The sequence below is a fragment of the Bacillus sp. 11C genome (genome assembly GCF_055486375.1).
Genome location: NZ_JBUPVZ010000002.1, coordinates 221,559 through 241,641, shown reverse-complemented (window position 1 = coordinate 241,641; position 20,083 = coordinate 221,559). Strand labels below are relative to the sequence as shown.

12 protein-coding genes and 1 pseudogene are annotated in these 20,083 nt (G+C 45.9%); 8 read left to right on the top strand and 5 right to left on the bottom strand.

Annotated features, from left to right (window positions below; translation table 11 throughout):
• The first annotated feature begins 80 nt into the window (after positions 1–80).
• From ACY3LV_RS03875 to bglC, 6 genes and pseudogenes are all read left to right on the top strand, one after another.
• Positions 81–536, top strand: a complete 456-nt coding sequence (locus tag ACY3LV_RS03875) for an RDD family protein (RefSeq protein ID WP_148962951.1) — start codon at positions 81–83, stop codon at positions 534–536.
• Positions 537–618: 82 nt separating this feature from the next.
• Entirely contained in the window at positions 619–951 is a 333-nt protein-coding gene (locus ACY3LV_RS03870; protein ID WP_148962952.1) for a YckD family protein, read from the top strand.
• Between the two features lie 134 nt (positions 952–1,085).
• On the top strand, positions 1,086–1,508 hold the full coding sequence (locus ACY3LV_RS03865; RefSeq protein ID WP_464863468.1) for a MarR family winged helix-turn-helix transcriptional regulator: 423 nt from the start codon (positions 1,086–1,088) through the stop codon (positions 1,506–1,508).
• Positions 1,496–1,836: pseudogene (locus ACY3LV_RS03860) on the top strand (DUF3147 family protein). The gene ACY3LV_RS03865 and the pseudogene ACY3LV_RS03860 overlap by 13 nt, the downstream one beginning before the upstream one ends.
• Positions 1,837–1,855: 19 nt before the next feature.
• On the top strand, positions 1,856–2,584 hold the full coding sequence (locus ACY3LV_RS03855) for an AAA family ATPase (protein ID WP_148962954.1): 729 nt from the start codon (positions 1,856–1,858) through the stop codon (positions 2,582–2,584).
• A 72-nt stretch (positions 2,585–2,656) separates the two neighbouring features.
• Positions 2,657–4,090 (top strand): 6-phospho-beta-glucosidase, encoded by a 1,434-nt coding sequence (gene bglC / locus ACY3LV_RS03850; RefSeq protein WP_464863410.1) that lies wholly within the window; start codon positions 2,657–2,659, stop codon positions 4,088–4,090.
• Positions 4,091–4,126: 36 nt separating this feature from the next.
• On the opposite strand, the gene ACY3LV_RS03845 is transcribed toward bglC, so the two are convergent.
• The 5 genes from ACY3LV_RS03845 to hxlA form a co-directional block, all read right to left on the bottom strand.
• A complete protein-coding gene (locus ACY3LV_RS03845) occupies positions 4,127–4,525 on the bottom strand; it encodes a competence protein ComJ (protein ID WP_148962956.1) in 399 nt (132 codons plus the stop codon).
• 27 nt (positions 4,526–4,552) lie between these two features.
• Complete coding sequence (gene nucA, locus ACY3LV_RS03840; protein ID WP_148962957.1) at positions 4,553–5,002, bottom strand: DNA-entry nuclease; 450 nt, start codon at positions 5,000–5,002, stop codon at positions 4,553–4,555.
• 173 nt (positions 5,003–5,175) lie between these two features.
• Entirely contained in the window at positions 5,176–6,900 is a 1,725-nt protein-coding gene (tlpC, locus tag ACY3LV_RS03835) for a methyl-accepting chemotaxis protein TlpC (RefSeq protein WP_333561238.1), read from the bottom strand.
• A gap of 113 nt (positions 6,901–7,013) precedes the next feature.
• Positions 7,014–7,571: a 6-phospho-3-hexuloisomerase gene (gene hxlB / locus ACY3LV_RS03830; RefSeq protein WP_333519180.1), complete on the bottom strand. Its 558-nt coding sequence runs from the start codon at positions 7,569–7,571 to the stop codon at positions 7,014–7,016.
• A 4-nt stretch (positions 7,572–7,575) separates the two neighbouring features.
• On the bottom strand, positions 7,576–8,208 hold the full coding sequence (gene hxlA, locus ACY3LV_RS03825; RefSeq protein ID WP_087993171.1) for a 3-hexulose-6-phosphate synthase: 633 nt from the start codon (positions 8,206–8,208) through the stop codon (positions 7,576–7,578).
• Positions 8,209–8,436: 228 nt separating this feature from the next.
• Between hxlA and hxlR the strand changes: the two genes are divergently transcribed.
• Both hxlR and srfAA read left to right on the top strand, forming a co-directional pair.
• Complete coding sequence (gene hxlR, locus ACY3LV_RS03820) at positions 8,437–8,799, top strand: transcriptional activator HxlR (protein ID WP_087993172.1); 363 nt, start codon at positions 8,437–8,439, stop codon at positions 8,797–8,799.
• Between the two features lie 513 nt (positions 8,800–9,312).
• On the top strand, positions 9,313–20,073 hold the full coding sequence (gene srfAA, locus ACY3LV_RS03815) for a surfactin non-ribosomal peptide synthetase SrfAA (RefSeq protein ID WP_464863409.1): 10,761 nt from the start codon (positions 9,313–9,315) through the stop codon (positions 20,071–20,073).
• Positions 20,074–20,083: the final 10 nt, after the last annotated feature.

The following is a 20,083-nucleotide window of genomic DNA, read 5'->3' as shown; positions in this document are numbered from 1 at the left end:
CTCCTAAGGCATATGTTATAGTCGATAAGAAAGAAGATGGAACATCAAAGTCATATTGAAGACATAATGGGGGAGTCAAATTGAATATTTACAAACCAGCAGGATTCTGGATCAGACTGGGAGCTTCATTGCTGGATTACATGATTGTCTCGGTGCCTCTTTTGCTGATCTATTGGCTGATTACAGGAAAAGACCCGAACGACAGCATGTTCATCAGCTTGATTGTTCTGCTGTACTCTATTTTGCTGCCGGTGTTTTGGCATGGCTACCTTATCGGAAAAAGAATCTGCGGTATCAGAATCGTAAAAAAAGACGGATCACAAGTCAGCCTTCTAACGATGTTTTTGCGGATTATTGTTGCCGGCTTGGTTTACACCTTAACCTTCGGGCTCGGCTTAATCGCCAGCCTGATTCTCATCGCCGTGCGGGAAGACAAACGGACACTGCATGATTTAATCGCTGGAACGTATGTCACTTACGCGTCACCGGGTGAAGAAGAACTTTATACTGACGAACAGATCGGAAAGAGCGAATAATGATTCGCTCTTTTTATTTTGCATGCATAAAAAATGCAATGCAGCAAAACATATGAAAAATAGGATTGGAGGAATAAATTGGATGAAACGAATGAAAACCAACATCATCACAATGTTCATCGCCGCGGCTGTCATTTCTTTGTCCGGTACAGCTGAAGCTGCTGAAAAACAGCAGCAGCCACCCGCAAATGTCAAACTGACAGAACAGGAAAAGAAAGAAATTGAACAGCTCGAAGCAGACATACTCAAAAAGCGCAAAGACGTTATTTCAAAGTACGTACAATACGGTGTCCTGCCTAAAGAAAGAGGAGAACACATTAAAAATCACATGGACAAACACTTTGAAATGATGAAACAAAACGGCTTTGTTCCAAAGGCTCACCCCCATCCGCATAAATTTGAAAAAAGACATTAAGATGGTAAGCATCCAATGGAAATTGGGTGCTTTTTTATTGTGAAAAAGCTGCTAGTAATCAATAAGTGTAATACAGAAAGTAGCATCGTACTTATCAGTTATATCGTATAATACGATATAAAGGGATGTATATGATGGAAATGGATTTCATAGCTAAACTAAATCAGCAGTGGACAGATATTTATTATTTATTACATTACAAACATAAAGAAAATATTTCTCACCAGGCAATACGTCTCATGCAGCATATTGAAAAGCAAGGCGAATTAACAATAGGTGCTTTGGCTGAATACTTGTCTGTCTCTCATAATACAGCGTCAGAGCATACTAAACGTTTAATTCAAAAGGGATTTGTAGCTAAACGGCGAAGTCACCAAGATGAACGAAAGGTTTTAGTTTTCTTAACACAAGAAGGAAGGTCTGTTCTTGAACAGCATACACAGCTAGATAAAGAGAAATTAAAAGAAATCATTAAACGAATAAGCACTTCAGAAAAGGAATTACTTGAACAGGCCTTTGAACTTTTAAGTAAGGAAGCTAAACAATGGCAGTTTTAAGCAAAGTGATCATCTCAGCGGTTATTATCGGTTTTGTAACTGAAATATCAAAAAGACATCCGACCTATGGAGGGATTATTGCCGCTTTACCCTTGGTCAGTTTATTAAGCCTTTTTTGGATGCAAATACAGGGGGAAAAACAGCTCAATTAAGTCAATTTGCATCTGGTGTGCTTACTGGAATTCCAGCTACAGTTTGTTTACTCGCTATTTTGGCGATTTTGCTGAAAATTCATGTGCCATTCTGGTTAGCGTTATGCGCTGGTATACTAGGATGGGCTGTGTTTTTATGGATACAGAAGATTTTTGTCAATATATTATGTAACTGAGTGATAGAAAGGAGATGCCATGTTTTTAAAAAAGGTTACTCTTCTTCGAGATAAGATTTCGGACTTTGACAGATTTCCTTTTTCTATCCCGGCTATAAGTCAATTAAATGAAGTTTTATTTACTAGCCAAGTGACTTTTTTTGTGGGGGAAAACGGATCTGGTAAATCTACTTTGCTTGAAGCGATAGCGGATAAGTGTGAATTCAATACAGCGGGAGGAAGCCGAAATAATCTCTATGAATTACAGGAGTCAGACTCTCTTTTAGGAGATTACATACGCTTATCTTGGCTTCCAAAGGTAACAAATGGCTTCTTTTTAAGAGCTGAATCGTTTTATCATCTTTCTCTTCATCTTGATGAGATGGAAAAAGATGCTCCGCAGCCATACCGTTCTTATGGAGGGCGGCCGCTGCACAAGCAATCACATGGAGAGTCTTTTATGTCTCTATTCCGTCATCGTTTTAAAGAAAAATCGATTTATCTTTTAGATGAGCCGGAAGCGGCACTTTCTCCGGCTAGGCAGCTCGCTTTTTTGAGAGTTGTACATGATTTGGTGAAGGGTGGAAATGTACAGATGATCATTGCGACTCACTCTCCGATCCTGTTGGGATATCCCAATGCTAATATTTTAAGCTTTGATGGTGGAAGAATACATCATACAGAATATGAGAATACAGAACATGTTCAATTAACACGATATTTTCTTGGACAAAGAGAAAAAATATTAGCTGAGCTGTTCCGCGATTAACATAGAGTTGATATGAAACGCGTTTCATAACCTATGATAGGTTTATCAAATATTTCAGGAGTGATAAACACTATGATCCACCAGCATCCAGAATCTTTTCCGAAACATTTTTTGTGGGGCTCTGCTTCTGCAGCGTACCAGATTGAAGGCGCTTGGAACGAAGAAGGCAAAGGCCCTTCTGTTTGGGACGTGTTTACAAAAATACCGGGCAAAACGTTTAAAGGAACCAACGGGGATATTGCGGTTGACCATTATCACCGTTATAAAGAAGATGTCGCTCTGATGGCTGAGATGGGCTTAAAAGCGTATCGATTTTCCGTCAGCTGGCCGCGGATTTTTCCAAAAGGAAAAGGGGAGATCAATGAAGCGGGCCTAGCGTTTTATGATCATTTGATTGATGAATTGCTTTCTCATAACATCGAGCCGGTTCTGACTTTATATCACTGGGATTTGCCTCAGGCGCTTATGGACGAGTATGGCGGTTTTGAATCAAGAAACATCATAGAGGACTTTAATAACTACTGTATTACTCTTTATAAACGCTATAGAGACAGAGTGAAATACTGGGTTACGTTAAACGAACAGAACTACAATTTTAATCACGGCTTTATTACAGCCATGCATCCACCTGGAGTGAAAGACAGAAAACGTTTTTACGAAGCAAACCACATTGCGTTTCTGGCTAATGCGAAAGCCATTGAATCTTTTAGGGAATATGTTCCTGAAGGCAAAATTGGTCCGAGCTTTGCTTATTCGCCGGCTTATCCTCTATCAAGCCATCCAGAGGATATACTGGCATTTGAAAATGCTGAAGAATTTATGAACAATTGGTGGCTGGATATGTACAGCTGGGGAACCTACCCGCAAATTCCTTTCCGTTATTTAGAAAAACAGGGCTGGGCACCGACAATCGAAGCGGGAGATATGGAGCTGCTTGCGAAAGGGAAGCCTGATTTTATAGGTGTCAATTATTATCAGACCATCACCTATGAACGAAATCCGCTTGATGGTGTGTCAGAAGGGAAAATGAATACAACAGGCCAAAAGGGGACCAATCAGGAAACAGGGATACCCGGGGTATTCAAAACGAAAAAAAATCCGCACCTGAAAACGAGCAACTGGGATTGGACAATTGACCCAATTGGATTGCGTATCGGCCTTCGCCGCATTACAAGCCGTTATCAGCTTCCAGTGTTTATCACAGAAAACGGTTTAGGTGAGTTTGATAAGGTTGAAGACGGTACTGTGCTGGATGATTATCGAATCGATTATTTGCGTTCGCATCTTGAGCAATGCAGACAGGCCATCAGCGACGGTGTCGATTTGATCGGCTATTGCAGCTGGTCATTTACTGATCTGTTAAGCTGGCTAAACGGCTACCAAAAAAGATACGGATTCGTTTATGTCAATAGAGATGAAGAACATACACATGATTTAAAACGCTTGAAGAAAAAAAGCTTTTTTTGGTACCAGAATTTGATTAAGACGAATGGAGAAAGTTTATAAAGAGTCCCTGAGAGTCATTCTCTCAGGGCTTTTTCATTACACAGAAACAGCATCAATAATATAAGTGTCGGCATGAAAATCTGACCTCTCAGCCGGTACAGTCCAGCATGTCAATTGATAGTCTCCTTTAGGAAGATCAAAGGACAGCCTTTGAGACATAATACTTTCAATTTCAATACCGTTCTCTGTGACATGAAAGGGAACAGTCACTTTTTTTTCGTAGGAGTCTACAGTTTCTGAACTGTTAAGACGCAAAAGAATAAAGGCTTTTGCATTTCTCTGCGCTTCAAAGGAAATTGCTCCGTCCGCCGAAGCATATCCTTTTTCAATGGCTTCGTCAGTCCAATCCATTACAGGAGGTGCAGAATCCTTTTGAAATACAGTAAATTGATGATATGAAATCGACAGTTCTTGCGGCTTCCATGACTTGATCAATGTGCTGTTCCTCCTCTTTTAACATGTTTACTGAATTGTGAATAAAACCTTTGTGCCGTCGGGATAATCGGTAAGCTGATGTCCAACCCAAGAGCCTGCACCGCGGTTGTCAGCGGGAGAAATATATTCTACAGAAGCCCCCTCACCGCCTTCTTTGCACATGGCCATTGGCCATTCATCTCTGTCATACCCCGTTTTAGGAGGTACGTCTTTTAATGATTGCTCGCGGCGTTCTTCAGCTCCGTCTCTGTCGATGGTGCACACATCTGAGTGCCCCTCATTTATCGCATCCTTAATATGTTTGGCCGTTTCGGGATAACGGTCAGAAGGGAGGGCGATTGTTTCGTCATATTCTTTCGTTTGAGACGTTTTTTGATCAGTTGGGAAAAAGTCCCCCTTTATCAGGCCGACAGCTGCAGCTGCTATGACGACGATGACGAGAAGTAAAGTTTTTATGATGTCCATCGTGATGTTCACCTCCCGCTTTTAGCAACTTTAAAACTGACCCAAGAGTAATCCAGAAAGCGTTTGGTGTAAAGGTTGAAAAATTTTGTTTTACACTCATTTTATTGCTGAAATTGTAATTTTAGCAGGTCCAAATATTTGTTTTTAGTAATATGCTGTTTCTACTTTACAATAATGATACTGAGTCATCGGCCGTTTTCAGGTTGATCAATCATTTTAAATTGGCTTATGATACCGGTAAGCTCCTCAGCTAATTGGGATAGCGTTTCAGAAGCGGCAGTAATCTCTTCCATTGCAGCAAATTGCTCTTCTGTTAGTGCAGCCGCCTGCCGGGTATTTTCTGTAGATTCTTTTATGTCAGCCGTATTGGCTACAAAGGAATCGTTTATGCTATGCGCACTGGCTGAAATGTTTGATACCGATGCTGATAAATCACTAATCTCGGCGCTGATTTCACCTGTTGCGGCTGCAATTTCCTTAAATGCATCTCTGGTGCGCTTAATCATAGTGACACCTTCTGCAGCCTCTGTTTTCACATGCTCAACAGATCTAGCAGATAGGTTCATATCATTTTGTATTTCTGTAACCAGTTTTGAAATCTGTCCCGCAGATTGTTGAGATTCTTCCGCTAATTTACGTACTTCATCGGCAACAACTGCAAAGCCTTTGCCATGTTCACCGGCTCTGGCAGCTTCAATCGCTGCATTCAGCGCAAGGAGGTTTGTCTGATCGGCAATTTGGGTGATGACGGATAAAATGTGTTCAATTTGTTTAGAGCGACCGTCCAGCTGCTGTATGATTTCTCCGCTTTTCTGAATCGAATGGTGAATCGCATCCATTTGTGCCTGTACATTTAGAATTTCCTTTTGCCCAATATCGGCTTTTGTTTGCGCAAGCTGTCCTTTGTCAGCAATTGCAGCCGTATTTGAAGAAATATCCCGGATGTCTGCTGAAGCTTGTTTTAGTGAGCTTTCACTGTTTTCAATTCGGTTGATCTGATGCTGAGCCCCGTTTGCAATGTGCTGTACAGCCTCTGTGATCTTTTCTGAAGCTTGATTTGTTTCCTCTGCTCCGGCTGAGAGCTGCTGAGAGGCGGATGCAAGCTGAAGGGCTGATTGCTGCACAGTCTGGATGGTATCGTTCAGTTTCATTCTCATCTTATTGTAATAGACGCTGAGTTCTGATAGCTCGTCACCGGATTTGTCTGACACCTCTATTGTCATATCTCCGTTTCCGGCGCTTTCAAAGGCGAATTTTAAAGCGTTCAGCCGCTTATTGATCCTTCTGGTGAAAAGCAGGACAAGGATGACTGATACAATAATGACGATAACAAGAACGATAGCGAATTGAGTGAAGAGTGATTGCGTAAGTGATGCTAAAATGCTTTGATTGGCTCCTGTATACAGCATGCCGATGATATTCCCGTTTTGATCTTTTAAAGGCATGTATGCCGTCTGATAAGAAGAGCCTGCTACGTCTGCTTGTCCGTAGAATCGTTTTCCATTCTTTAAAACAGCGTCAGCAACTTCATTAGAAGCCTGAGTGCCAACAGCTCTTTCGCCGTTCTTCATGACATTGGTTGCAACACGAGTATTTCCTTGGAAAATAGTAACGGTATCACCTGTTTTTTCGCCAAGCAGATCAACGATATCTTTATTTCCGTTGATTAGTGTTTGCCCTTTATAAAGCTCATTGTTTTTTACATGCCAGTCCCCTGAAATGACATCATCAATATAAACGCTGCTTAAAGCGAGATCGCCTTTCGCTTTTTCAGTCGCCATTTGTTTCATGCTGTCTGTAATGTCTTTAAGCATTACAATACCGACTGATATCGAAAACAAAAGAATAATCACGAAAACCAGACAGAGAATTTTAGTTCCGAGCTTAAGCTTTAGTTGTTTTATCAACATAATTCCTCCTTTTTATGATTTGCGGGTCATATTACTTATCGGATTTTTGGATCTATAGGTTTATTTTTAGAAAATATAAAAACCGGCCTGATCGCCAGGCCGGTTGTGTAACACTATTCTAGGTTTGCGTGGTAAGTGAACATGGTTTCAGAATTGAGTCCTTTTTTCTCCATGAGTTTTAAAATAACTGCATCATAGAATAGCAGTAAAGTTTGCTCAAATAATGAACCCATTGGCTGAATGGTTTTATCGCTTCCGTTTGACCGGTCTTTAGGAGAACCGGGCATTTTAACGATGAGATCCGCTTGTTTGCCAATGCTTGATTCCGGATTGATGGTTAAAGCGGCAACAGCCCCGTGTAAGCTTTTTGCTTTTGCTGCTGTATGGATCAGGCTCTTTGTCTCGCCTGATCCTGAGCCGATAATGACGAGATCTCCTTTGCGGAGCGGGGGAGTGAGAATCTCACCGACGATCTGAGCGTTGAAGCCCATGTGCCTCAATCTCATTGCGAAGGATTTTGCCATCAGGCCAGACCGCCCCGCTCCCGCAGTGAAAATTTGATTGGAAGAGAGAATGTGATCGGCAAGCTGATCTGCTTCTTCATCAGAAATATAAGCCGCTGAACGGTGTAACTCATTAAGAATTTCCGTTACGTATTCAGTCGTTTTCATATCATTATCCTTGGGCAATAAGCTGCTTCATTTTTGAAGCTGTTTCCGCTTTATCGGCTGCGCTTGTAATTCCGCCCCCAACAATGACAAGGTCTGGCTTTTGTTTGACCACTTCTGGCAATGTATCAATTTTGATGCCGCCCGCAATTGCGGTTTTTGCGTTTTTAACGGTATTTTTGATAGTCGTTAATTCTTCGAAAGAGTTTTTGCCCTCTGCTTGAAGATCATATCCAGTGTGGACGCAGATGTAGTCAACACCGAGTGCGTCAATTTCTTTTGCACGGGATTCAATATCTTTTACGTTAATCATGTCCACTAAGATTTTCTTCTTCTGTTTTTTAGCTTCTTCTACTGCTCCTTTAATTGTTGCATCGTCTGTAGCCCCTAAAACGGTGATGATGTCAGCGCCTGCTTCCGACGCTTTCATGATCTCGTATCCGCCGGCATCCATGATTTTGAGGTCTGCTAGAACCTTCAATTGCGGAAATGCCTCTTTTACTTCTTTAACGGCTCTGAGGCCTTCATTAATGACAACCGGTGTTCCGATCTCTACCACGTCGATGTATTGTTCCACTTCTTTGACGAGCTCGATGGCTTCCGGGATATTTACGAGGTCTAATGCTAGCTGTAATTCCATTGTTGATCCACTCCCTTTTCGAATTATTTTTCATTCTATAGGTTCTCTCTTTTGATGAGAAGTAGGCACTTTAAAGTCAACTAGTTACTTGGAGGATACTATGAGAAGAGGCAATCAGATTTCTTTCGCTTGGTTTTATGAGTGAGTATAATAAAAAGGAGTCTGCAAAAAAAGTAAGTGATGATACGTATCTAACATATAAAAAGTATGCTAAGGGGGGGATTACTTTTGAGCCGGATGGACGACAAAAAGTTTAACTGTGAGAAGGAATTAACGCTTGCAGTGATCGGCGGTAAATGGAAAATGCTCATTTTGTGGCATTTAGGAAAAGAAGGTACAAAACGGTTCAATGAATTAAAAGCTTTGATTCCTGATATTACGCAGAAGATCCTCGTGAATCAGCTGAGAGAGCTTGAGCAGGATATGATTGTTCACAGAGAAGTGTATCCGGTTGTCCCGCCGAAGGTTGAATATTCCTTGACCCCGCAAGGAGAAAGCCTGATGCCTATTCTTGATGCGATGTATGAGTGGGGGAAAGGTTATATGGAATTGATTGATATCGATAAAAATGTCATTAAGGAATCATTGTAAGGCGCTCTTCGCAGGCAGGGGTGTCTTTTTTTTTCGGTTTTTGCGCGGTAACAGAGGGGATGTATAGATTGTAAATGGCTTTCAGCAATTAAAGGAATTGAAAGGAGCAATACGTTTTAAGAATTTTTATTTTTCTGTAAATAATGTTAAGTGGAAATTGTTGCGGCATCCCGCAAAAATATCCCAGTAAATAAACTGGAATCTTTCGGTATCCCGCATGAAACTTTTCACCTATTTTTCGGTGATAAAAACATTTTTTTCATTTAAAGTGAACGGTAGTAATGTAAAAAAATATTGAAAACAATGAATAAATAGCCAAAAATGTTTCGGGTTAGGATGAAGGGTTTTGCGGTCTTTATCCGCTTGTGTTAAACGCCGCCACTGCTTTTTAAGCGTAGTACTTTGGGCTTTTTCGGCTGTTAGTTCATAAGAATTAAGCGCTTATATGGATAAGAAAGGGAAATACGCTGCACATGTTCACTGCTTATTGAAGATTAGGGGAGGTATGACAATATGGAAATAACTTTTTACCCTTTAACGGATGCGCAAAAACGAATTTGGTATACAGAAAAATTTTATCCTCATACAAGTATTTCAAATCTTGCGGGGATTGGTAAGCTGGTTTCAACTGAAAAGGTTGACTGGGTGCTGGTTGAGCAGGCGATTCAAGAGTTTATCCGCAGAAATCACGCCATGCGCCTTCGTTTGCGGCTCGATGAAAACGGGGAGCCTGTTCAATATATAAGCGAGTATCGGCCTGTTGATATAAAACATACTGACACCACTGGAGATTCGAATGCGATAGAGTCTATTTCACAATGGAGCCGGGAGGAAACGAAAAAGCCTTTGCCGCTTTACGATTGTGATTTGTTCCGTTTTTCCATGTTCACGATAAAGGAAAATGAAGTGTGGTTTTACGCAAATGTTCATCACGTGATTTCTGATGGGATCTCTATGAATATTCTCGGAAATGCGATTATGCACATTTATTTAGAATTAGCCGGCGGTTCAGAAACAAACGAAGGAATCACGCATTCATTTATCGATCATGTTTTATCTGAACAGGACTATGCTCAATCGAAGCGGTTTGAAAAGGACAAGGCGTTTTGGAACAAGCAATTCGAATCGGTGCCTGAACTTGTTTCCCTGAAGCGGAATGCTCCTGCGGGAGGAAGCTTAGATGCTGAGAGGTTCTCTAAAGATGTGCCTGAAGCGCTTCATCAGCAGATTCTGTCCTTTTGTGAGGCAAATAAGGTCAGTGTTCTTGCGGTGTTTCAATCGGTGCTCGCCGCCTATTTGTACAGAGTCAGCGGCCAGAATGATGTCGTGACGGGAACCTTTATGGGCAACCGGACAAATGCGAAAGAGAAGCAGATGCTTGGCATGTTTGTTTCGACAGTTCCGCTTCGTACAAACGTAGACGGCGGACAGGCATTCTTAGATTTTGTCAAAGACCGGATGAAGGATCTCATGAAGACGCTGCGTCACCAAAAGTATCCGTATAACCTCCTAATCAACGATCTGCGTGAAACAAAGAGCTCTCTGACCAAGCTGTTTACGGTTTCCCTGGAATATCAGGTGATGCAGTGGCAGAAAGAAGAAGAACTTGCCTTTTTGACTGAACCGATTTTCAGCGGGAGCGGATTAAATGATGTCTCGATTCATGTAAAGGATCGATGGGATACAGGGAAACTCACCATTGATTTTGATTACCGCACTGATTTGTTTTCACGTGAAGAAATCAACATTGTTTGTGAACGCATGATGACAATGCTCGAGAACGCATTATGGCATCCAGATCATACTATTGATGAATTAACGCTGATTTCTGAAGCGGAGAAAGAAAAGCTGCTTGAGAGGGCCGGCGGTAAATCTGTCAGCTATCGTAAGGATATGACGATTCCAGAGCTGTTCCAAGAACAGGCTGAGCTGCTTTCTTATCATCCTGCGGTTGTGTTTGAAGATCGAACATTGTCCTATCGAACGTTACATGAACAATCTGCACGCATCGCCAATGTGCTGAAACAGAAAGGGGTTGGCTCGGACAGACCTGTCGCGGTTCTGATTGAACGCTCTGAACGGATGATTACGTCTATCATGGGGATTTTAAAGGCCGGCGGAGCCTATGTGCCGATTGATCCCGGATTTCCGGAGGAGCGCGTTCAATATATCTTGGAGGACTGCGGTGCGAATGTCATCCTGACTGAATCGAAGGTGGCGGCTCCTGCAACTGGTGCTGAGCTGATTGATTTCGATCAGGCGATTGAGGAAGGTGCAGACGAAAACCTTAATGCAGATGTGAACGCACGGAACCTCGCTTACATTATTTACACATCGGGAACAACCGGACGTCCGAAAGGCGTTATGATCGAGCATCGCCAGGTTCATCATTTGGTTGAATCTTTGCAGCAGACGGTTTACCAAAGCGGCAGCCAAACGCTGCGGATGGCATTGCTTGCGCCGTTCCACTTTGATGCGTCAGTGAAGCAGATTTTCGCGTCGCTTCTTTTGGGACAGACTCTTTACATCGTACCGAAGAAAACAGTGACGAACGGATCTGCCCTTGCTGCATATTATCGCAGGCACAGCATTGAAGCGACGGACGGAACACCTGCCCATCTGCAAATGCTGATCGCGGCGGGTGATCTCAGCGGCCTCAAGCTGAAGCATATGCTGATCGGAGGAGAGGGTCTATCGTCTGTTGTTGCGGACAAGCTGCTAAAGCTGTTTAAAGAAGCAGGCGCGGCGCCGCGTTTGACCAATGTGTACGGGCCGACTGAAACGTGTGTTGACGCGTCCTTCCATCCGGTTATCCCGGAGAATGCCGTTCAATCAGCGTATGTGCCGATCGGGAAAGCGCTGGGGAATAACCGCTTATATATCTTGGATCAAAAAGGAAGGCTGCAGCCGGAAGGCGTGGCGGGCGAGCTTTATATCGCGGGCGATGGTGTTGGCCGAGGGTATTTACATTTGCCTGAATTGACGGCTGAGAAGTTTTTACAAGATCCATTCGTGCCAGAAGACCACATGTATCGGACCGGAGACGTGGTGCGCTGGCTGCCAGATGGAACAATCGAATATCTAGGCAGAGAGGATGACCAAGTCAAAGTTCGCGGATACCGGATTGAACTTGGGGAGATTGAAGCTGTGATTCAGCAGGCGCCGGACGTTTCGAAAGCCGTTGTTTTGGCACGTCCTGACGAACAGGGAAATCTTGAGGTTTCCGCATATGTTGTACAGAAGCCTGGCAGCAAGTTTGCTCCGGCCAGCCTGCGGGAACACGCGGCCAGACAGCTTCCTGACTATATGGTGCCGGCTTACTTTACTGAAATGACAGAAATCCCGCTCACGCCAAGCGGCAAAGTTGACCGCCGCCAACTGTTTGCACTAGAGGTGAAGGCGGTCAGCAGCACGGCCTATACGGCGCCTCGCAATGAGACGGAGAACGCAATCGCAGCCATTTGGCAGGATGTGCTGAATGTTGAGAAGGCGGGGATCTTTGACAATTTCTTTGAAACGGGCGGACATTCATTGAAGGCCATGACGCTTTTAACAAAGATTCATAAGGAAACAGGCGCTGACATCCCGCTTCAATACTTGTTTGAGCATCCGACGATTGCGGCTCTTGCAGAGGAAGCCGAACACAGGGAAAGCCGGAAATTTGCAGCGATTGAACCTGCTGAAAAACAGGAGCATTACCCGCTTTCGTTGGCACAGCAGCGAACTTATATCGTCAGCCAGTTTGAGGATGCGGGTGTCGGCTACAACATGCCTGCGGCAGCGATTTTGGAAGGGCCTTTAGAGATTCAAAAGCTGGAGCGCGCATTTCAAGGGTTAATCCGCCGCCACGAGTCTTTGAGGACGTCATTTGTTCTTGAAAATAGCACGCCGAGTCAGAAAATTCATGACAGCGTCGATTTCAACATCGAGGTGATTGAAAGAGGCGGCTCCGATGAGGCAATAATGACTTCATTCGTACGGAGATTTGATCTGGCGAAAGCGCCGCTGTTCAGAATCGGCTTGATGGAGCTTGAAGAGAACCGTCATATGCTTCTGTTTGACATGCATCATTTGATTTCTGACGGTGTGTCCATCGGCATTATTTTGGAGGAGTTAGCACGGATATACAAAGGCGAACAGCTTCCTGAACTTCGTCTTCAGTATAAGGACTACGCCGTGTGGCAAAGCGGCCAGGCTGCTGAAGGATACCGGAAGGACGGGGCGTATTGGAAGGAAGTCTTTGCGGGCGAGCTTCCGGTGCTTCAGCTACTGTCCGATTATCCGAGACCGCCTGTTCAAAGTTTTGAAGGGGATCGGGTGTCAATCAAGCTGGATGTGGGATTAAAGGATCGTTTAAATCGTTTAGCTGAACAAAATGGCGCCACGCTGTATATGGTGATGCTGTCCGCTTACTATACGCTTTTGTCAAAGTATACGGGACAGGATGACATCATTGTCGGAACGCCGTCAGCGGGCAGAAACCACTCTGATACAGAGGGCATTGTCGGGATGTTCGTCAATACGCTTGCGATACGCAGTGAAGTGAAGCAGGACGAGACGTTTACCCATTTGATCACGCGTGTCCGTAAACAGGTGCTGGATGCCTTTTCTCATCAGGACTATCCGTTTGAGTGGCTTGTTGAAGACTTGAACATTCCGCGTGATGTAAGCAGACATCCGCTGTTTGACACGATGTTCAGCCTTCAAAATGCGACAGAGGGTATTCCGTCTGTCGGCGATCTGGCCTTGTCTGTTCATGAGACCAACTTCAAGATAGCCAAATTTGATTTGACGATGCAGGCAAGAGAAACAGATGAAGGCATTGAGCTTGATTTGGACTACAGCACGAAGCTGTTTAAACAAAGCACGGCTGAAAGGCTGCTTACGCATTTTGCGCGTGTGCTTGAAGATGCCGCGGCTGAGCCTGAGAAACAGATATCTGAATACAAGCTTCTTTCTGAAGAGGAGGCTGCTTCGCAAATTCAACAGTTTAACCCGGGAAGAACACTTTATCCGAAAGACAAAACGATTGTTCAGCTGTTTGAAGAGCAAGCGGCGAAAACGCCAGACTATCCTGCACTTCAATATGAAGGCGAATCACTCACTTATCGCGAGCTGAATGAACGGGCCAATCGTTTAGCGCGCGGAATTCTTTCTTGTGGAGCAGGAGAAGGAAGAACAGCGGCTGTCTTATGCGAGCGGTCAATGGACATGATTGTGTCGATTCTCGCGGTTTTAAAAGCTGGCTCGGCTTATGTTCCGATTGATCCGGAACATCCGGTTCAGCGGATGCAGCATTTCTTCCGCGACAGCGGAGCGAAGGTGCTTCTCACCCAGAAAAAATTAAAGGCTTTAGCAGAAGAAGCCGAATTTGGCGGCGTTATCGTACTTGCAGATGAGGAAGAAAGCTATCATGCTGATGCGCAAAATCTCGCACTGCCTCTTCATTCAGCGACAATGGCCAACCTGACGTATACGTCAGGAACGACAGGGACACCAAAGGGAAATATCGTGACACATGCCAATATTCTGCGCACGGTGAAGGAAACGAATTATCTCAGCATTACAGAACAGGATACGATTCTCGGGCTTTCCAATTACGTGTTTGACGCGTTTATGTTTGATATGTTCGGTTCTTTGTTAAACGGAGCCAAGCTTGTGCTGATACCGAAAGAAACCGTTTTGGATATGGCTCGCCTGTCTCGTGTCATTGAGCGGGAGAACATCAGCATACTCATGATTACAACGGCTTTGTTCCACCTGCTTGTCGACTTGAATCCGGCGTGCTTGGCAACGTTGCGCAAGATTATGTTTGGCGGGGAGCGGGCTTCGGTTGAGCATGTCAGAAAGGCTTTGCAAACGGTTGGAAAAGGCAAGCTCCTTCACATGTACGGACCGTCTGAAAGCACGGTTTTCGCGACGTATCATCCGGTTGATGAATTGGAGGAGCACACACTGTCTGTGCCGATTGGAAAACCGGTCAGCAATACGGAAGTATACATCCTTGACCGGGCGGGACACGCGCAGCCTGCCGGGATCGCCGGGGAGCTTTGCGTCAGCGGCGAAGGCCTCGTGAAAGGCTATTACAACCGTCCCGAACTGACTGAGGAGAAATTCGTTCCGCATCCGTTTACACCCGGCGAACGCATGTATAAAACAGGTGACCTTGCCAGATGGCTGCCGAATGGCGACATCGAATTTATCGGACGGATCGACCATCAGGTGAAAATTCGCGGACAGCGCATCGAGCTTGGGGAAATCGAACATCAGCTGCAAACCCACGACCGCGTGCAGGAGACTGTCGTGCTTGCTGTTGATCAAGGAGCGGGAGACAAGCTGCTCTGCGCGTACTTTGTTGCAGAGGGAGAAATCTCATCTCAAGAGCTGAGAGAGTATGCGGCGAAGGATCTGCCGGCTTACATGGTTCCTGCTGTGTTTATTCAAATGGACGAGCTGCCGCTGACCGGGAACGGAAAAATCGACCGAAGAGCGCTGCCGCTTCCTGATGCCAGCGTCTCAAGAGGTGTGTCATATGTAGCGCCTCGAAATAAAACGGAACAAAAAGTCGCAAACATTTGGGAGCAGGTGCTTCAGGCTGAAAAGGTCGGCGTTTATGACCAATTCTTTGATATCGGCGGACATTCATTAGCAGGCATGAAGATGCTTGCCCTGATTCATCAGGAACTGGGTGTTGAGCTGTCACTCAAAAATCTCTTCCAGTCACCGACGGTTGAGGGCTTAGCACAGGTGATAGCCTCTGCTGAAAAAGGGACAGCCGTCAGCATCAGCCCGGCAAAGAAACAAGATACGTATCCTGTTTCTTCGCCGCAAAAACGGATGTATGTGCTCCAGCAGCTTGAAGGAGCGCAAACGAGCTATAACATGCCGGCGGTTCTGCGTCTTACAGGTGATCTAGATATTGAAAGGCTTAACAGCGTCATGCAGCAGTTAATGCAGCGTCATGAAGCCTTTAGAACCACGTTTGAAATAAAAGATGGAGAAACGGTGCAGCGGATTTGGGAAGAAGCTGAGTGTGAGATGGCCTATTTCGAAGCCGCAGAAGAAGAGACAGAGCGGATCGTTTCTGAATTTATCAAGCCTTTCAAAATCGATCGGCTTCCGCTCTTCAGAATGGGGCTGATCAAGCATTCAGACACTGAGCATGTGCTGCTGTTCGATATGCATCATATTATTTCTGACGGTGCGTCTGTCGGTGTGCTGATTGAGGAACTTTCGAAGCTGTACGACGGAGAAACCCTTGAGCCGCTCAGCATTCAATATAAGGATTATTCCGTGTGGCAGCAGCAGTTCATCCAGTCTGAGCTTTATAAGAAGCAAGAGGAGCATTGGCTGAAGGAGCTGGAAGGAGAGCTGCCGGTGCTGACGCTTCCGACTGACTGCAGCAGGCCTGCCGTTCAAACATTTGAGGGAGACCGCATTGCATTTTCATTAGAAGCAGGAAAAGCTGATGCTCTGCGCAGACTTGCAAAAGAAACGGATTCCACGCTGTACATGGTGCTTCTGGCTTCATACAGTGCGTTTTTATCGAAGCTAAGCGGTCAGCACGATATTATCGTCGGTTCACCTGTAGCCGGGCGCTCTCAAACAGACGTCAGCCGCGTTATCGGAATGTTCGTCAATACATTGGCGCTGCGTACGTATCCGAAGGGTGAAAAGACGTTTGCTGACTATCTTAGTGAAGTGAAAGAAACCGCGCTCAATGCTTTTGATGCGCAGGATTATCCGCTTGAGGAGCTGATCGGAAACGTACAGGTGCAGCGTGACACGAGCAGAAATCCGTTATTCGATGCCGTATTTTCGATGCAAAATGCAAATATCAAGGATCTAACGATGAAAGGGATTCAGCTGGAACCGTATCCGTTTGAACGGAAAACGGCCAAGTTTGACATCACGCTGACAGCTGACGAAACGGACGGAGGGCTTACGTTCGTACTTGAGTACAATACAGCGCTGTTTAAACCCGAAACGATCGAACGATGGAAGCAATACTGGATGCAGCTTCTAGATGCAGTCACCGGCAATCCGAACCAGCCGCTTTCCAGCCTGTCACTCGTCACCGAAACAGAAAAACAAACGCTTCTTGAGGCATGGAAGGGCAACACGCTGCCTGTGCCGACAGACAAAACCGTTCATCAGCTATTCGAAGAAACGGCTCAGCGCCACAAAGACCGCCCGGCTGTCACATACAGCGGCCAGTCATGGACGTACGGCGAGCTGAACGCCAAGGCGAATCGTCTCGCCCGGATTCTGATCGACTGCGGGATCAGTGCGGATGAGCGCGTTGGTGTTCTCACGAAGCCGTCGCTTGAAATGTCCGCTGCGGTGCTCGGCGTCTTAAAGGCGGGGGCGGCGTTTGTGCCGATTGATCCTGACTATCCGGATCAGCGGATTGACTATATTTTACAAGATAGCGGCGCTAAAATTCTCTTGAAACAGGAAGGTATCACAGTGCCGGACAGCTATACGGGAGAGGTCATTCTTCTTGATGGCAGCCGCACGATTCTGAGCCTGCCGCTTGATGAAAACGATGAGGAAAATCCAGTGACGGATGCAAACGCGGAGAACCTCGCCTACATGATTTACACGTCTGGAACGACCGGACAGCCGAAGGGTGTCATGGTTGAGCACCATGCGCTTGTGAACCTCTGCTTCTGGCACCACGATGCGTTCAGCATGACAGCGGAGGACCGCAGTGCGAAGTACGCGGGCTTTGGATTCGACGCTTCCATTTGGGAGATGTTCCCGACGTGGACAATCGGCGCCGAGCTTCACGTCATTGATGAAGCGATCCGCCTCGATATCGTCCGCCTGAACGACTACTTCGAAGCGCACGGCGTGACGATCACGTTCCTGCCGACACAGCTGGCGGAACAGTTCATGGAGCTTGAGAACACATCGCTTCGCGTATTACTGACAGGCGGGGACAAGCTGAAACGCGCGGTCAAAAAGCCGTACACGCTCGTCAACAACTACGGGCCGACAGAAAATACGGTCGTTGCCACAAGCACAGAAATCAATTCGGAGGAAGGCTCGCTTTCCATCGGGCAGGCGATCGCCAATACAAGAGTGTATATTCTCGGCGGGGGCAATCAGGTGCAGCCGGAAGGCGTAGCCGGAGAGCTTTGCGTGGCAGGGCGAGGACTGGCGCGGGGCTATCTGAATAAAGAAGATGAAACCGCGAAGCGGTTTGTCGCTGATCCGTTTGTGCCGGGTGAACGCATGTACCGCACCGGCGATTTGGTGAAATGGACGGGTGGCGGCATTGAATACATCGGCCGGATCGACCAGCAGATCAAGGTCCGCGGCTATCGGATTGAGCTCTCAGAAATCGAAGTCCAGCTCGCCCAGCTTTCCGAGGTGCAGGATGCGGCGGTAACAGCTGTCAAAGATAAAGGCGGCAATACAGCGATTGCGGCGTATGTCACACCGGAAACAGCTGACATAGAAGCACTGAAATCAGCACTGAAAGAAACCTTGCCAGATTACATGATCCCGGCGTTCTGGGTGACGCTAAACGAACTTCCGGTTACGGCAAACGGCAAAGTAGACCGCAAAGCCTTGCCTGAGCCGGACATCGAAGCGGGAAGCGGAGAATACAAAGCACCGGCAACGGATATGGAAGAGCTGCTTGCCGGCATTTGGCAGGACGTGCTCGGCATTTCGGAGATCGGTGTCAGTGACAATTTCTTCTCACTCGGCGGAGATTCCATCAAAGGAATTCAGATGGCGAGCCGCTTGAATCAGCACGGCTGGAAGCTGGAAATGAAAGATCTCTTCCAGCATCCGACAATCGAGGAGCTCACCCAATACGTGGAGCGTGCCGAAGGTAAACAGGCGGACCAAGGGCCTGTGGAAGGCGAAGCCATTCTGACGCCGATTCAGCGCTGGTTCTTTGAAAAGAACTTCACGAACAAGCACCACTGGAACCAATCGGTGATGCTTCACGCCGCGAAGGGCTTTGACCCAGAACGGGTGGAGAAAACGTTGCAGGCGCTGATCGAACACCATGACGCGCTCCGCATGGTTTATCGTGAGAAAACGAAAGAGGTCGTTCAATATAACAGAGGACTTGATGCTGCTTTAGCTCAATTGGAGATCATCCAAATTGAGGGCCAAGCGAAAGATCATGAAGACCGTATAGAGAGAGAAGCGGAACGGCTGCAGAGCAGCATCGACTTGCAGGAAGGCGGCTTGTTAAAAGCAGGCTTGTTCCAAGCGGAAGACGGAGACCACTTGCTCCTTGCCATTCACCACTTAGTGGTAGACGGCGTGTCGTGGCGGATTTTACTGGAGGATTTCGCCGCGGTTTATACACAGCTTGAGCAAGGCAATGAACCGGTTCTCCCGCAGAAAACACATTCATTTGCGGAGTATGCGGAGAGATTGCAAGACTTCGCGAATTCCAAAGCCTTTTTGAAAGAAAAAGAGTATTGGAGACAGCTTGAAGAACAGACTGTTCCGGCAAAGCTTCCGAAGGATCGCGAATCTGGTGATCAGCGAATGAAACATACAAAGACAATCGAATTCTCGCTGACTGCTGAAGAGACAGAACAGCTCACCACAAAGGTGCATGAGGCATATCACACAGAAATGAATGATATTTTGCTGACGGCATTCGGATTGGCGATGAAGGAGTGGACAGGTCAGGATCGAGTAAGTGTTCATTTAGAGGGGCATGGACGTGAAGAAATCATAGAAGACCTGACCATTTCCCGCACAGTCGGCTGGTTTACGAGCATGTACCCGATGGTGCTCGATATGAAGCATGCGGATGATCTGGGCTACCAGCTGAAGCAAATGAAAGAAGATATCAGACATGTACCGAATAAGGGAGTCGGATACGGCATTCTGCGCTATCTGACAGCGCCGGAACACAAAGAAGATGTGGCGTTCTCGCTTCAGCCGGATATCAGCTTTAACTATTTAGGACAGTTCGATGACATGTCGGACGCAGGCTTGTTTAAGAGATCAGAGCTGCCGTCAGGACAGTCGTTAAGCCCGGAAACAGAAAAACCGAACGCGCTCGATGTTGTCGGATATATCGAAAACGGAAAACTGACGATGTCACTGGCCTATCATTCTCTTGAATTTCATGAAAAAACGATACAAACATTCAGCGACAGCTTTAAAGCCCATCTACTCAGAATCATTGAACATTGTCTATCTCAAGATGGAACGGAACTGACGCCGAGTGACCTTGGCGACGACGACTTGACGCTGGATGAACTAGATAAATTAATGGAAATTTTCTAATAGAGGTGGC

Bases quoted from the DNA above. Each gene is read 5' to 3' on its own strand.
- ACY3LV_RS03855 (WP_148962954.1), top strand. From the start codon at position 1,856: ATGTTTTTAAAAAAGGTTACTCTTCTTCGAGATAAGATTTCGGACTTT.
- hxlB (WP_333519180.1), bottom strand. From the start codon at position 7,571: ATGAAAACGACTGAATACGTAACGGAAATTCTTAATGAGTTACACCGT.
- bglC (WP_464863410.1), top strand. From the start codon at position 2,657: ATGATCCACCAGCATCCAGAATCTTTTCCGAAACATTTTTTGTGGGGC.
- ACY3LV_RS03870 (WP_148962952.1), top strand. From the start codon at position 619: ATGAAACGAATGAAAACCAACATCATCACAATGTTCATCGCCGCGGCT.
- srfAA (WP_464863409.1), top strand. From the start codon at position 9,313: ATGGAAATAACTTTTTACCCTTTAACGGATGCGCAAAAACGAATTTGG.
- tlpC (WP_333561238.1), bottom strand. From the start codon at position 6,900: ATGTTGATAAAACAACTAAAGCTTAAGCTCGGAACTAAAATTCTCTGT.
- hxlA (WP_087993171.1), bottom strand. From the start codon at position 8,208: ATGGAATTACAGCTAGCATTAGACCTCGTAAATATCCCGGAAGCCATC.
- ACY3LV_RS03865 (WP_464863468.1), top strand. From the start codon at position 1,086: ATGGAAATGGATTTCATAGCTAAACTAAATCAGCAGTGGACAGATATT.